Genomic DNA, 13,727 nt, shown 5'->3' on the forward strand with positions numbered 1-13,727 from the left:
ATAATCTAAAAAAGAGAAGGAAGTTACTCCCTCTCTTTCAAACTACGAAATGAATTAGTTTTTACGTTTCACAAATGGAAGGGCACCAAGGAACAATCCAAGGAATCCTAATGATGCAACTGCAGCATTATCTTTACCACCAGTATTTGGAAGTTCTTTTTTATCTTCTGCTTTTGCTGCTGGTGCTTGATAAGTATTATCCTTGTTAGTACCTGCTGTTGTAAGAGTATATTCTGGAACTTCGTTAATTGCTGGGGCGTCGGTTTCTGCATACGCTGGAACTTCAGTAATTGCTGGGGCACCTGTCTCTGCATACGCTGGAACTTCGTTAATTGCTGGGGCGCCTGTCTCTGCATACGCTGGGACTTCAGTAATTGCTGGGGCGCCTGTCTCTGCATACGCTGGGACTTCAGTAATTGCTGGGGCGCCTGTCTCTGCATACGCTGGGACTTCAGTAATTGCTGGGGCGCCGGTTTCTCCGTATGCAGGAACATTATTCACTGTAGCGTCTTCACCATTTGTAGATAAAGGCCCTGTATATTCTGGAACTTCGTTAACAGCTGCTAAGACAAAATTAGCACCACCTTTATATTCTGGAACTTCATTAACAGCTGCTTCTAAACTATTAACTCCACTGTTGAATTCTGGAGCTACCTCAGCTACAGGAGATAATAATGCTTCTCCGTTTTCATTCACAGGTGTATTGGTTGCAAGAGTTCCAGTGAATTCTTGAGCTACCGCAGCTACAGGAGGCAATAATGCTTCTCCATTTTCATTCACAGGTGTATTGGTTGCAAGAGTTCCAGTGAATTCAGGGGCTACCTCAGCTACAGGAGCATCAGCCGCATTAACTCCTCCACTATATTCAGGAGCATCAGCTACAGTAGGAGGTGTTGCATCATTTACCCCACCATTGAAATCAGAGCCATTATCCCCAGCAGGAGAGTCACTAGGATTCACACCACCGTTGAATTCAGGAGAGTTAGGAGCACTTGGAACTTGGTCAGGTTGTTTAGCATCATCAGAAGGTGCATCACTAGGACTTACACCACCACTAAAGTCTTTCGATTCTTCACCCTTAGGAACTTCTTTTAAGTTTTCGATGTAACCTAAAGTTGCGTTGTAATTCTCAGTTAGTTTGGCAATTGCATCGTCATCCTCTTGAACTGCTTCGTTCACTTCGTCGAAATTGGCCTTAGCTTCTTCAGCTGCTGCTTTAGCAGAAGCAACTGAAACTTCTAGTTTAGTTACAGCATCTTGCAATCCATCTTGGATAGCTTGATCCGCATTGTATTTCTTAGCAGTTTCAAGAGCAGTTTTAGCTTTTTCTAAAGTTTCGTTTTGTTTCTCTAATGTAGCATTTTTCTCTTCTACTACCTTAGCTTTTTCAGCAGCGTCAGCCTTATCTTCCTCAGCTTCTTTAGTTAATTTTTCAATTTTTTCAGCTAAATCATCAGCAATGTCTGTAAGTTTTTTGACAATTGGTTTAGAAGCTTCTTTTTTAGCTGCTTCTTCAATTTTTTTAGTTTCGTCAGCAGTTAATTCTTTAGTTTTATAAGCTTCAGGAGCTTTATCTTTTGTGTTAGCATCGTTGAGGAATTCATCTATAGCTTGAGTAGCTGTAAGAACTCCATCTTCAATCGCTTTTAATAAAGCTTCTTTACCGATTTCAGCTTTTGCTTCTTCGATAGCTTTCGCTTTATCTTCTGGCTTGATGCTAGCATCCTTGTTGACTTTATCTTCAGCTTTTTTTTCAAGTTGCTCTAAAGCACCTTTCAAAGCTTCTAAGTTATCTGCTTCTTCTTTTTTAGCGTCTTCTTCTTTTTTAACTTCTTCTTCAACTTTAGCTTTTTCTTTAGCTGCTTCTTCTTTAGCCTTAGCTAATTCAGCTTCTGCATCAGCTTTAGCTTTGTCTGCTTCTGCTTTTGCAGTCTCAGCAGCAGTTACATCAACAGCTTCTTTTTTAGCTTTAGCTGTAGCTTCTTCTACTTTTTTAGCTTCTTCAGCAACTTTCTTCTCTAATTCAGCAACTTTAGCATCAGCTTCTGCTTTAGCTTTAGCAGCTTTTTCAGCTTCGGTTGGTTCAGCTTCTTCCTCTGGAGTTTCTTCTGCTGGTTTAGCTGGTTCTGCAGCTTCTTTTGCTTCTGCTTTTTTTACTTCTTCAAGAAGATTATCACGTTTTTCAGTTAAATCTTGAATTTCAGCTGTAGCAGCTTGAACTTTCTCAGCAGCTTCGTCAAATTCAGATTTGGCAGTATCACGTTCTTTTTCAATCGCAGTTACAGCTTTTTCTAATGGTGCTGTGATATCTTCAGCAAATCCGTTATCTTTAGCGGATTTAAGAGCTTCTTTTGCTTCTTTTAAAGTATCTTCCTGTTTTTTTAGTGTTTCAGCTTTCTTTTCAGCATCAGCTTTTAATTTCTCAGCATCATCCGTTAAGTTTTCAATTGTTTCAGTTAAATCATCAGCTTTGTCTTGCAATTTTTCTGATGCAGGACGAGCAGCATCCGCTGCTTCACCTTCATCAATTCCCGCTTGAACCTCTTCAGGAAGCTTGTCCTTAGATACAGGAGTTTCTGTTTTAATTGTTGGATTAGTATCTTGTGCTTTTTCAGCATCATCTGCTAACTCAGCAAGAATATCAGAGGCACTTAATTCACCAGACTCAACAGCCTTTAATAATTCTTCTTTTGCTTTTTTATCAAGCAATTCGTTATCAGGCATTTGTTTCAAAGCTTCAGTTAAACCTTCTTTAGCTTCAGCTTCTTCTTTTGCGGCTGCTTCTTCTTTTGCGGCCTCTTCTTTTGCTTTAGCGTCAGCTTCAGCTGCTTTAGATTTAGCATTAGCTAATTCGTCATCAGCAGTCTTTTTAGCTTTTTCAGCTTCGACTTTTGCAGTTTCAGCGTCAGCAGCTTCTTTTTTCTCTGTTTCAAGTTTTGCAGCTGCATCAGTTGCTGTAGTAGTTGTTGTATCTACTTTTTCTTGCGCTGCATCAACTTTAGCATTAGCTTCTTTTTCAGTTTCTTTTGCTTTTTCTACCTCAGTTTTTGGAGTTTCAGCCGTAAGTGTAGGCTTAGTTTCTCCAGTAGGTTGAGCAGCTGTAGGTTTGTCATCAGCTTTCACAACTGACGGTTGAGATGCAACAAATGTAGCACCTAAAACAGCTACACTAGCCAAACTGGTTAAAATCATTTTCTTTTTGTTCATCTTGTGTACCTCTTTTTGAGAATCATATTTATGTACATTATAAACCTTTTTTTGAGTGAAATCAAGAAATATGTTATATTATATATACTTTATTATTAATATAATGTATTTTGAGGCTATAAAAAACTTCAAGAAAGTAACGCATGTTTTACTAGCTTTCTTTTTTTCTTTTTTTCTTTTTTTTCATTTTCTATAGCAAATTATAGTTTCGAATCCAATTCAGATATCTTAACTCTTCATAAAAACTCTAGTTTAAACAAAAAAACAGGAGATTTCTCTCCTGTTCAGATTCAATTACTTAAAATTAAATCCACTCACCATTATGATTTACAGTATAACCGTCTACTATTGTATTAACAGCTAGCTCACCTGAAGAGTAAGAATAATACCACTTACCAGATACTTGGTACCACCCCGTTTTCATTGCTCCTGAACTATCTAAATAATACCACAGACCATTTTCCTTTAACCAGCCTGTCTGCATTTCACCAGATGATTTCAAATAATACCAACTAGATCCGTCTTTCAGCCAACCCGTTGATTTAGACCCATTTGATTTGAAATGATACCAACTACCATTTATTTTCTTCCAACCAATAGTCAATCCATTATTGGATCCATAGTTAGAACTATTCCCTGATTGATTCTGTGAAGAGGTTACTCCCTCTAACTGGATATAGCGACGACTTCCGTTATAAGCCGTATAACTCAACCACTTGTACCCATCTTTTTCGAGAATTTGATCATAATGAACATTCTCCCCAGGATAATAGTAATCAATTGCAGTTGCGCTAGCTAGAGGCTGATTTTTGATAGCAGCCTTAGTCTTAAAATAATGTGTTCCTCCTGTTGAAACTGAGGATTGACTATTCCCAACACTGCCACCAGATAAATCTTTAAAATGAATAAAACCAGTCATAGTATTCGCCTTCACGACGCGCTTATTGTAAGATTCCCTTATTCCATAGTTATATTCTTCAATCTCAATCTCATCTCCTATTACATTTGACACCCAAGCAACATGACCATAAGTTCCTGCAGTTGACCAAGCAATGGAGCCAATCGCTGGTCTATTATCGACACGATAGCCTTCACGACGAGCCCGATAGCCCCATTCATTCGCATTCCCATAAGCAGCCGGAATCTCAAAACCATTGACATTACTCAAACGAAAGGCTGCAAAAGAAGTACATTGACGAGAATACATGCGCCACTTATCAATCTCCTGGCTCCCATTTTTATAATGAGCAGGATAATCATCCCCACGCGCAATCGATCCATTTCCTCCGGAATAGGCATATACACTATTACCCGCTGCTAACATCAATCCTACTACTAAAAAGGGAACAACCTTTTTAGCTGATTTTCTGAAAGAAAACCTTGTCTCTGCTACTTTAAATGGTGAAATTTTCATTCTTCCTCCTTGAAAATAATATAAATCGAAGATTACCTTCACTTAAACTATTCGGAGAAAAAAAGAAAAAGTGAGAAAATTTCTCACTTTAGTCAAGATAATGAATCAAATTCTTTTCTGTAAGGATATCTGAGTAAGTAAAGGATTCAACATAAACATTAGCTTGTTTATCTCCTTCAACGTTTCCAAATTCAACGATAAATAGGGATGGATAAACCTCAATTAGCTTACCCAATCTATTTTTTTGGCGCTTACGACCATTCTCCAAAGTCATTTCTACGACTTGTCCCTCATGTGCCTTGATTTCTTCTTTGATTTTTTTCATCTTGGCTACATCTGTAAATGCATCTGACATCTTATGCCTCCCTCTTTGAGATACTTGAAAATTTATTATATTCTTTTTGAAAAATTAATTCCACCGTTCCACGAGCTCCACTACGGTTTTTCTCGATAATAACTTCTACCTTATTATTCGGTATGCCTTCCTCTTCTTCACCACCACGCTCATAGTAATCGTCGCGATAAAGAAAGGCTACGATATCAGCGTCCTGCTCAATAGACCCAGATTCACGAATATCAGACAAGACCGGTCTCTTATCCTGACGTTGTTCTACACCACGAGAAAGCTGACTTAGAGCGATTACTGGAACCTTCAGTTCCTTAGCTAAAATTTTCAACTGACGTGAAATTTCTGAAACCTCTTGTTGACGATTTTCTCGACCTGTTCCCGTGATAAGCTGCAAATAGTCTATTAAAATCAAACCAAGATTTCCAGTTTCTTGAGCCAGTTTACGAGAACGAGAACGAATCTCTGTAATCCGAATCCCTGGCGTATCATCGATATAGATACTTGCATTAGCTAGATTCCCTTGAGCAATGGTATATTTTTGCCACTCCTCATCAGTCAATTGACCCGTACGGATAGAATGCGATTCCACCAAACCTTCTGCCGCCAACATACGATCCACTAGACTTTCCGCACCCATTTCGAGTGAAAAAATAGCAACTGTTTTGTCCAACTTAGTCCCAATATTCTGAGCAATATTCAAGGCAAAGGCTGTCTTACCAACCGCTGGACGGGCTGCTAGGATAATCAACTCCTCCTCATGCAGACCAGTCGTCATATGATCCAAGTCACGATAGCCTGTCGCAATACCTGTAATATCAGTCGTTTGTTGCGAGCGAGCCTCCAGATTTCCAAAGTTGACATTCAACACATCTCGAATGTTCTTAAATCCACTTCTATTTGCATTTTCGCTGACATCAATCAAGCCTTTTTCTGCCTGAGCAATGATTTCATCAGCTGGTTGCGAAGCCTCGTAAGCTTGATTGACAGACTCTGTCAACTTAGCGATTAAACGACGTAGCATGGCCTTCTCTGCAACAATCTTAGCGTAATACTCCGCATTAGCAGAAGTTGGCACAGAATTGACAATCTCAACCAAGTAAGACAGGCCACCAATATTCTGTAAATCACCTTGATTATCAAGAATGGTACGAACCGTTGTTGCATCTATAGCATCGCCACGATCGGATAAATCGACCATAGCTTGGAAAATCAAACGATGGGCATACTTAAAAAAGTCCCGAGATTCAATATATTCTCGCACAAAAACAAGCTTACTCTCGTCAATAAAGATAGCCCCTAAAACGGATTGCTCAGCTAAGATATCTTGAGGTTGTACTCGTAACTCTTCTACTTCTGCCATCAGACTTCCCTTCCTTTTACAATCTTGTCAAGAAAGTGTAAATTTACCCTTCTTTCACACGAAGATTGATTACACTTGTAATATCTTGATAGATTTTCACTGGTACATCAATCAAACCAACTGCTCGAATCGGAGCTTGTACTTGGATATGACGTTTATCAATCTTAATTCCAAATTGCTTTTGCAATTCTTCTGCAATTTTCTTATTGGTAATGGAACCAAAGGTACGACCATCTGGACCAACTTTTTCAACAAATTCTACAATAGTTTCCTCTGCTTCTAGTTGGGCTTTAATTGCTTTTGCTTCTGCAATCATCTCAGCGTGAGCTTTCTCTTCTGATTTTTGTTTACCACGAAGTTCACCTACAGCTTGAGCAGTTGCTTCTTTTGCTAAATTCTTTTTGATAAGAAAGTTTTGTGCATACCCTGTTGGTACTTCCTTAATTTCGCCTTTTTTACCTTTTCCTTTAACATCTGCTAAAAAGATTACTTTCATTCTTCTTTCTCCTTTTCCTTTATTTCATTTAATACAATTTCTGTCAGTTTTTCACCTGCTTCTGACAAGGTTACATCTTTAATTTGAGCTGCTGCCAAATTAAAGTGGCCTCCACCTCCCAGCTCTTCCATAATCCGTTGTACATTCAGCTTACTACGACTGCGAGCTGAGATAGAGATAAATCCTTGTGTATTCTTCGCAAGAACAAAACTCGCTTCAATACCTGACATAGCTAACATGGCATCTGCTGCCTTACTAATAACAACTGTATCATAACATTTCGAGTCCTTAGCCTCTGCTATTAGTACATCTGAACCTAATTTACGCCCCTGTAAAATCAGTTCATTGACCTCACGATATTCTTCAAAATCTGTCGCAGCCATTTCCTGAATAGCAATACTATCACTTCCTCTCGTTCTGAGATAGCTAGCAACATCAAATGTCCGACTAGTCACTCGTGAGGTGAAATTTTTAGTATCCAACATCATACCAGCCATTAAAACACTTGCTTGCATACGACTCAAACGATTTTTCTTAGAATTCTGGAACTGAATCAATTCCGTTACCAACTCACTGGCACTACTTGCACCACTTTCGATATAAGTAATAACCGCATTATCTGGAAAATCCTGATCCCGTCTGTGGTGGTCGATGACGATGGTTTGGGTAAATAAATCATAAAAATCTTTTGATAAAGTTAAAGCTGTCTTTGAATGGTCTACAAGAATCAACAAAGAACGATTGGTCACCATCCCCATTGCGTCCTTAACAGACAACAACTTTGTAACTCCTTCTTTTTCTAAGAATGAAACAGCTCGTTCAATATCCGGCGACATTTGTTCTTCGTCATAAATAGCATAACTATTTTCAGTCACATTGCTGGCAAACAAGTGCATACCTACAGCAGAGCCAAGAGCATCCATATCTAGATTTTTGTGACCAACTACAAAAACCTGATCCACACTACGAATCTTATCTGAAATAGCCGTCATCATAGCACGCGTACGAGTCCGTGTACGTTTGATTGAGGCAGCAGACCCACCACCAAAATAAACTGGATTTTTCGTTTCGTCGTTTTCCTTAACAACCACTTGGTCGCCACCACGCACTTCAGCCAAGTTCAAGTTGAGCAATGCAACTTTCCCTATCTCATCATGATTTCCATCACCATAAGAAAATCCCATACTTAAGGTCAAAGGCAACTGTCTCTGTTTCGACTCTTCTCTGAAAGAATCAATAACAGAAAATTTATCGTTCATCAAGCCCTCAAGCACCGTGTAGTCCGTAAATAGATAAAAGCGATCCATACTCACTCGACGGGAGAACATGGCATGTTTCCCAGCAAATTCTGAAACAAAATTGGCTACAAAACTGTTAATATGACTAATGTCAGACTCCGATGTCGCATCTTCTAAATCGTCATAGTTATCAACGGAAACAATTCCAATAACCGGACGACTCGTCACTAACTCAACAGTCGCTTCGTATTCTCCAGACACATCAAAGAAGTAAAGAACACCAGATACCTTGTCCATATGAACCGAATAACGAATCTCACCTAAGGTAGCATAAGAACCTGGATTCCCCACAGAAGCCTTTATAATTGTTTGAATTAATGCAACATCAATCTCGCCCACTTCATTCGTCAAAATCAATTCAGCGTAAGGATTGAACCATTCAACTTCACCTGACGATAAGTCTAGTTTAATAACTCCGACAGGCATCTGTTCTAACAAGGTTGTCAAACTATCTTCAGCTTGGTGGTTTACATACTGGATTTGTTCTACTTCACTCTTTGAGTAGTAGTCTCTCTGATGGATGAATAGTAAAATATATGAACCCAAAATAAGTAGCAAAAGAAATAGCGTTACCAGTGTATTCGTTACAAAAACAAGTTGCACAGATAGCACTCCGAACGCCACTATTCCTAATATTAAGGGGAAAATAGGACTTACATAAAATTTTTTCATTCCAAACCTCTTGGCATCCATTATACCATAATAACCACCAAAAAGCGACTTTTTAAAAGTGTAATCAGTAATTCTATCAATTATAAGAAAAAGGAGGTTTACAATTTAGTAAACCTTCCTTTACACATATTGAAATTAAGATTCTTTAACTTCTAACAAGCCAATCTCGCCATCTTCACGACGATAAATCACATTGGTTGTCTGATCTTCAACATCCACATAGATAAAGAAATCATGTCCCAACAAATCCATCTGTAGAATAGCTTCTTCCAAATCCATTGGTTTTAAATCAATTTGTTTTGAACGAACAACTCTTGATTGGACAACATTTGTATCTTCCACCAAAGCATCTGTAAATAATTGACTAGTTGCTACCTTGTTTTTATTTTTACGCTCGATTTTTGTTTTATTTTTACGAATCTGACGTTCAATTTTATCGGTTACAAGGTCAATTGAACCATACATATCTTGAGACACATCTTCTGCACGAAGAGTAATTGAACCAAGTGGAATCGTCACCTCCACTTTAGCAGTTTTTTCACGATACACCTTCAAGTTAACTCGAGCATCCAACTCTTGTTCAGCTTGAAAATACTTTTCGATCTTTTCGAGTTTAGAAACTACATAATCACGAATTGCTTCTGTTACTTCTAGGTTTTCACCACGGATACTATATTTAATCATATGAGTACCTTCTTTCTAAACATTTTTGTTTTTCTGATTTCATTATAACGCTTTCATTTTATTTTTGCAAATTTTTTCCTCATCTTACAAGGGAAAATGTTTTTACATCCTCAGCACCAGCTTCTTCCAACAGTTTCTTCACACGATTTATAGTTGTTCCAGTAGTATAGATATCATCTATAAATAGGATTTTTTTAGGAATAGTGACTCCACTTTTGACAAAGAAAGGAAGTTCTGTTGCCAAGCGTTCTGAACGATTTTTGGAAGAACTGGCCCGCTCTTCTCTCTTCTCTAGTAAGTCTTGAAAAGAGAACCCTGCTGCTTCAACTAAACCTTCAACCTGGTTAAATCCCCTCTCAAGCAATCTTTCAGGACTTAGGGGAATTACAACAAATTGATACTCTTTGTACTTTTTCAACTCCTCACTTAAAAATGAAGCAAAAACTTTTCTTAAAAGGAAGTCTCCGTCAAACTTATACCGACTGAAAAAATCCTTCATAGCTTGATTGTAAGTAAAAATCGCTCTATGACTGACCTCAACTCCTTCTTTACACCAAAATTGACAATCTTGACACTTTGTTGACAATCCTGTTTTCATACAGTTTGGACAGTACTCTTCTCCAATTCTCTCAAAAGTAGAATCACAATCTAAACAAAGACAGGAGGCATCATTTTTCAGAAGTAAAAGACTACTGAAAGTTAAAACAGCCTTCATAGTCTGCCCACATAATAAACACTTCATAGACCCGCCTCCTTATTCATCTGTTGAATTTCCTTAATTGCCTTTTTGATTGAAGCATTTAACCCGTCATGGAAGAAAAGCAAATCTCCTGTCGGTCTATCCATGCTTCGTCCAACTCGTCCACCAATCTGAATCAAACTAGATTTGGTAAACAGACGATGGTTGGCTTCTACTACAAAAACATCCACACAAGGGAAGGTAACTCCACGCTCCAAGATTGTCGTACTGATAAGTATTGTCAGTTCTCCATCTCGAAAAGCTTGCACCTGCTCTAATCGATCTTCCGTAACTGAAGACACAAAACCAATTTTCTCATGCGAAAATTCCTTCTGTAAGACTTCTTTTAATTGCTCCCCTTTCTTAATTTCTGAAGCAAAAATGAGTAACGGATAACCTGTCTTTCTCTGTTTCTCAATATAAAACTTTAACTTTGGTGATAAACGATTCTTATCCAAATAGCGATTAAAATCGGATAACCAGACAGGTTTAGGAATAATCAAAGGATTTCCATGAAACCGTCTAGGCAAACTCAATCGTTTTAATTCTCCGATGCGAACCTTCCTATCTAACTCATCGGTAGAAGTTGCTGTTAAAAAGATTCTCAAGCCATTCTTCTTTACACTATTCTTGACAGCATGGTAAAGCGTAGGGTTGTCAACATAAGGAAAAGCATCTACTTCATCCACTATTAGCAAATCAAAAGCATGATAAAATTTTAACAGCTGATGAGTCGTTGCAACAACTAGTGGTGTTCGAAAATATGGTTCTGATTCTCCGTGTAGTAAAGCTATCTCGCAAGCAAAATCATCTTGCAGTCGCTTATACAGCTCCAAACACACATCGATTCTAGGGCTGGCCAAACAAACTGCACCACCTTCATCAATCACTTTGGCCACAACTTGGTAAATCATCTCTGTCTTTCCAGCTCCTGTTACAGCGTGAACCAAGGTTGGTTCCTGCTTATCTACCGCTTGAATCAATCCCTTTGACACCTTCTCTTGAAAAGGAGTTAATTGACCACGCCATTTAAGAACATCTTGCTTCGGAAAATCCTCCTGTGGGAAATAGTATAAAGCTTGATCACTCCTAATTCGCTTCATAATTAAGCACTCCCGACAATAGTAAGCACCGATGAGCAAATACCATTCATCTAAAATAGCACTATCACAACGTTGACAGAAAAGTTTCCCTTTCTCCTTTCTCATTGCTGGAAGTTTCTCCGCCAACTGACGTTCCTCTTCTGTTAATTCATTCTCCGTAAACAACCGACCGAGATAATTTGGATTTACTTTCATACTTCTTTATTCGTAAAAACCTAGCGCTTTAGATGATTTTTTAGTACAATTAAATCATGGAATTTAGAACAATTAAAGAGGACGGACAAGTCCTAGAAGAAATCAAAAAATCCCGCTTTATCTGTCATGCCAAGCGTGTTTATAGCGAAGAAGAGGCTCGTGACTTCATTACTGCCATCAAAAAAGAACACTACAAAGCTACGCATAACTGCTCTGCCTTCATTATTGGGGAACATAGTGAAATCAAACGGACAAGTGATGATGGTGAACCCAGTGGTACTGCTGGCGTTCCCATGCTTGGGGTACTAGAAAATCACAATCTTACTAATGTCTGTGTAGTAGTGACACGCTACTTTGGAGGCATTAAGCTAGGCGCTGGAGGATTGATTCGTGCTTACGCCGGCAGTGTTGCCTTAGCTGTCAAAGAAATTGGCATCATTGAAATAAAGGAACAAGCTGGCATTGCTATTCAAATGTCTTACGCTCAGTACCAAGAGTACAGTAACTTCCTTAAGGAACATGATCTCATGGAACTTGAGACAAACTTTACAGATCAAGTCGATACAATGATTTATGTTGATAAAGAAGAAAAAGAAAATATTAAAGCTGCACTTGTAGAGTTTTTTAATGGAAAAGTCACTTTAACTGATCAAGGTTTACGAGAAGTTGAAGTTCCTGTAAACTTAGTGTAAACAAAGGAGAAAAATATGGCATTTGGTAAATTCATTCAAGGACTCGCTGGTAACTTTAGCGAGCAAAACAAAGAAACTCTTATCAAAGAATATGGACAATATCTACTAGAAAATGAAGAAATTCAAAGTGGATATAAACTGATTCGTGACTCAATTATATTTACAAATATACGTATTATCTTTACAGATAAACAAGGTGCTACCGGTCGTAAGATGTCTATTAAATCAATCTTTTTGATGAACATTGTTAACGTTGAAATGGAAACTGCTGGAGCAGGTATAGATGATAGTGAAATTACTATTACTTATTTAGAAAATGTCTTTCTAAAAGCACATAATGAGCATTTTAATGCTCATAAATTTGAATTCCCTAAGAAAACGGATATCATTCCACTTTACACCTATTTATTAGAATTAGCTTATCACAATCGCTTGAAAATTAACGGCTTAGACCTTTGATATAAAAAAATCCTATCACTTCGATAGGATTTCTATATTTTACAAATGGTATAGATAGCGTTATACTAGAAATATCTTATACAAAGAGGTATTCATATGTCTATTTATAACAACATTACTGAATTAATCGGTCAAACTCCGATTGTTAAACTCAACAACATCGTGCCAGAAGGGGCTGCTGACGTCTATGTAAAGCTTGAAGCATTCAACCCTGGTTCTTCTGTAAAAGATCGTATTGCTCTTAGCATGATTGAAAAAGCTGAACAAGACGGTATTCTGAAACCTGGTTCTACTATTGTTGAAGCAACAAGTGGAAACACTGGTATTGGACTTTCATGGGTAGGTGCTGCTAAAGGGTATAAAGTCGTCATCGTTATGCCTGAAACTATGAGTGTAGAGCGACGTAAGATTATCCAAGCTTATGGCGCTGAACTCGTCCTAACTCCTGGAAGCGAGGGAATGAAAGGTGCTATTGCTAAGGCTCAAGAAATCGCTGCTGAACGTGATGGTTTCCTTCCTCTTCAATTTGACAATCCAGCTAATCCAGAAGTACACGAAAGAACAACAGGAGCTGAAATACTAGCTGCTTTCGGTAAAGATGGACTAGATGCCTTTGTTGCTGGAGTGGGTACCGGTGGAACGATTTCTGGTGTTTCTCATGCACTCAAATCAGCAAATTCTAACATTCAAGTTTTTGCAGTAGAGGCAGACGAATCTGCTATTCTATCTGGTGAAAAACCTGGACCACACAAAATTCAAGGTATCTCAGCTGGATTTATTCCTGATACACTGGATACAAAGGCTTATGATGGTATCGTTCGTGTAACGTCAGACGATGCTCTAGCACTCGGCCGTGAAATTGGTGGAAAAGAAGGTTTCCTTGTAGGGATTTCTTCAGCTGCAGCTATCTACGGAGCAATTGAAGTTGCCAAGAAATTAGGTACAGGTAAGAAAGTCCTTGCTCTAGCACCAGATAACGGTGAACGTTATCTCTCTACAGCACTCTATGAATTTGAAGTGTAGTCTCCTAAATACACTTGGCCCTTATTATAGGGCTTT

General features: G+C 38.4%; 12 protein-coding genes. 3 read left to right on the forward strand and 9 right to left on the reverse strand.

Translation table 11 applies throughout. From position 1 onward, the window contains the following. Nucleotides 1–54 precede the first annotated feature (54 nt). From O3616_RS01510 to O3616_RS01550, 9 genes are all read right to left on the reverse strand, one after another. Nucleotides 55–3,207 carry an SIALI-17 repeat-containing surface protein gene (locus O3616_RS01510; protein WP_371637892.1) on the reverse strand — a complete coding sequence of 1,051 codons (3,153 nt, stop codon included), beginning with the start codon at nt 3,205–3,207 and terminating at the stop codon, nt 55–57. Nucleotides 3,208–3,511: 304 nt separating this feature from the next. Further along, nucleotides 3,512–4,621, reverse strand: a complete 1,110-nt coding sequence (gene cbpD / locus O3616_RS01515; protein ID WP_371637893.1) for a choline binding-anchored murein hydrolase CbpD — start codon at nt 4,619–4,621, stop codon at nt 3,512–3,514. Nucleotides 4,622–4,709: 88 nt separating this feature from the next. After that, nucleotides 4,710–4,976, reverse strand: a complete 267-nt coding sequence (locus O3616_RS01520; RefSeq protein ID WP_001278169.1) for a Veg family protein — start codon at nt 4,974–4,976, stop codon at nt 4,710–4,712. A gap of 1 nt (nt 4,977) precedes the next feature. Beyond that, nucleotides 4,978–6,330, reverse strand: a complete 1,353-nt coding sequence (dnaB, locus tag O3616_RS01525; RefSeq protein WP_000852490.1) for a replicative DNA helicase — start codon at nt 6,328–6,330, stop codon at nt 4,978–4,980. Between the two features lie 43 nt (nt 6,331–6,373). Further along, a complete protein-coding gene (rplI, locus tag O3616_RS01530) occupies nt 6,374–6,826 on the reverse strand; it encodes a 50S ribosomal protein L9 (RefSeq protein WP_000864213.1) in 453 nt (150 codons plus the stop codon). After that, nucleotides 6,823–8,796 (reverse strand): DHH family phosphoesterase, encoded by a 1,974-nt coding sequence (locus O3616_RS01535; RefSeq protein ID WP_371637894.1) that lies wholly within the window; start codon nt 8,794–8,796, stop codon nt 6,823–6,825. Before O3616_RS01535 ends, rplI begins: the two co-directional genes overlap by 4 nt. 135 nt (nt 8,797–8,931) lie before the next feature. Then, nucleotides 8,932–9,480 (reverse strand): ribosome hibernation-promoting factor, HPF/YfiA family, encoded by a 549-nt coding sequence (gene hpf / locus O3616_RS01540; protein WP_004255322.1) that lies wholly within the window; start codon nt 9,478–9,480, stop codon nt 8,932–8,934. 79 nt (nt 9,481–9,559) lie between these two features. Further along, on the reverse strand, nt 9,560–10,222 hold the full coding sequence (locus tag O3616_RS01545; protein ID WP_371637895.1) for a ComF family protein: 663 nt from the start codon (nt 10,220–10,222) through the stop codon (nt 9,560–9,562). After that, the gene (locus tag O3616_RS01550) at nt 10,219–11,517 is read right to left on the reverse strand and encodes a DEAD/DEAH box helicase (RefSeq protein WP_371637896.1); all 1,299 of its coding nucleotides are present in this window, start codon (nt 11,515–11,517) and stop codon (nt 10,219–10,221) included. The genes O3616_RS01545 and O3616_RS01550 overlap by 4 nt, the downstream gene beginning before the upstream one ends. A gap of 56 nt (nt 11,518–11,573) precedes the next feature. On the opposite strand from O3616_RS01550, the gene O3616_RS01555 reads away from it, so the two are divergent. The 3 genes from O3616_RS01555 (at nt 11,574) to cysK (ending at nt 13,691) form a co-directional block, all read left to right on the forward strand. After that, on the forward strand, nt 11,574–12,209 hold the full coding sequence (locus O3616_RS01555; RefSeq protein WP_049491126.1) for a YigZ family protein: 636 nt from the start codon (nt 11,574–11,576) through the stop codon (nt 12,207–12,209). A gap of 15 nt (nt 12,210–12,224) precedes the next feature. After that, nucleotides 12,225–12,668 (forward strand): PH domain-containing protein, encoded by a 444-nt coding sequence (locus tag O3616_RS01560; protein WP_000863906.1) that lies wholly within the window; start codon nt 12,225–12,227, stop codon nt 12,666–12,668. Nucleotides 12,669–12,764: 96 nt separating this feature from the next. Further along, nucleotides 12,765–13,691, forward strand: coding sequence for a cysteine synthase A (gene cysK / locus O3616_RS01565; RefSeq protein ID WP_049521100.1), 927 nt, complete (start codon nt 12,765–12,767; stop codon nt 13,689–13,691). Nucleotides 13,692–13,727: the final 36 nt, after the last annotated feature.

Origin of the sequence: Streptococcus sp. 27098_8_86 (genome assembly GCF_041432595.1) — a bacterium.
Taxonomy (GTDB): Bacteria; Bacillota; Bacilli; order Lactobacillales; family Streptococcaceae; genus Streptococcus; species Streptococcus pneumoniae_F.

Bases quoted from the DNA above. Each gene is read 5' to 3' on its own strand.
- hpf (WP_004255322.1), bottom strand. From the start codon at position 9,480: ATGATTAAATATAGTATCCGTGGTGAAAACCTAGAAGTAACAGAAGCA.
- cysK (WP_049521100.1), top strand. From the start codon at position 12,765: ATGTCTATTTATAACAACATTACTGAATTAATCGGTCAAACTCCGATT.
- cbpD (WP_371637893.1), bottom strand. From the start codon at position 4,621: ATGAAAATTTCACCATTTAAAGTAGCAGAGACAAGGTTTTCTTTCAGA.
- O3616_RS01545 (WP_371637895.1), bottom strand. From the start codon at position 10,222: ATGAAGTGTTTATTATGTGGGCAGACTATGAAGGCTGTTTTAACTTTC.
- O3616_RS01550 (WP_371637896.1), bottom strand. From the start codon at position 11,517: ATGAAAGTAAATCCAAATTATCTCGGTCGGTTGTTTACGGAGAATGAA.
- O3616_RS01510 (WP_371637892.1), bottom strand. From the start codon at position 3,207: ATGAACAAAAAGAAAATGATTTTAACCAGTTTGGCTAGTGTAGCTGTT.
- O3616_RS01560 (WP_000863906.1), top strand. From the start codon at position 12,225: ATGGCATTTGGTAAATTCATTCAAGGACTCGCTGGTAACTTTAGCGAG.
- O3616_RS01555 (WP_049491126.1), top strand. From the start codon at position 11,574: ATGGAATTTAGAACAATTAAAGAGGACGGACAAGTCCTAGAAGAAATC.
- O3616_RS01535 (WP_371637894.1), bottom strand. From the start codon at position 8,796: ATGAAAAAATTTTATGTAAGTCCTATTTTCCCCTTAATATTAGGAATA.
- rplI (WP_000864213.1), bottom strand. From the start codon at position 6,826: ATGAAAGTAATCTTTTTAGCAGATGTTAAAGGAAAAGGTAAAAAAGGC.
- dnaB (WP_000852490.1), bottom strand. From the start codon at position 6,330: ATGGCAGAAGTAGAAGAGTTACGAGTACAACCTCAAGATATCTTAGCT.
- O3616_RS01520 (WP_001278169.1), bottom strand. From the start codon at position 4,976: ATGTCAGATGCATTTACAGATGTAGCCAAGATGAAAAAAATCAAAGAA.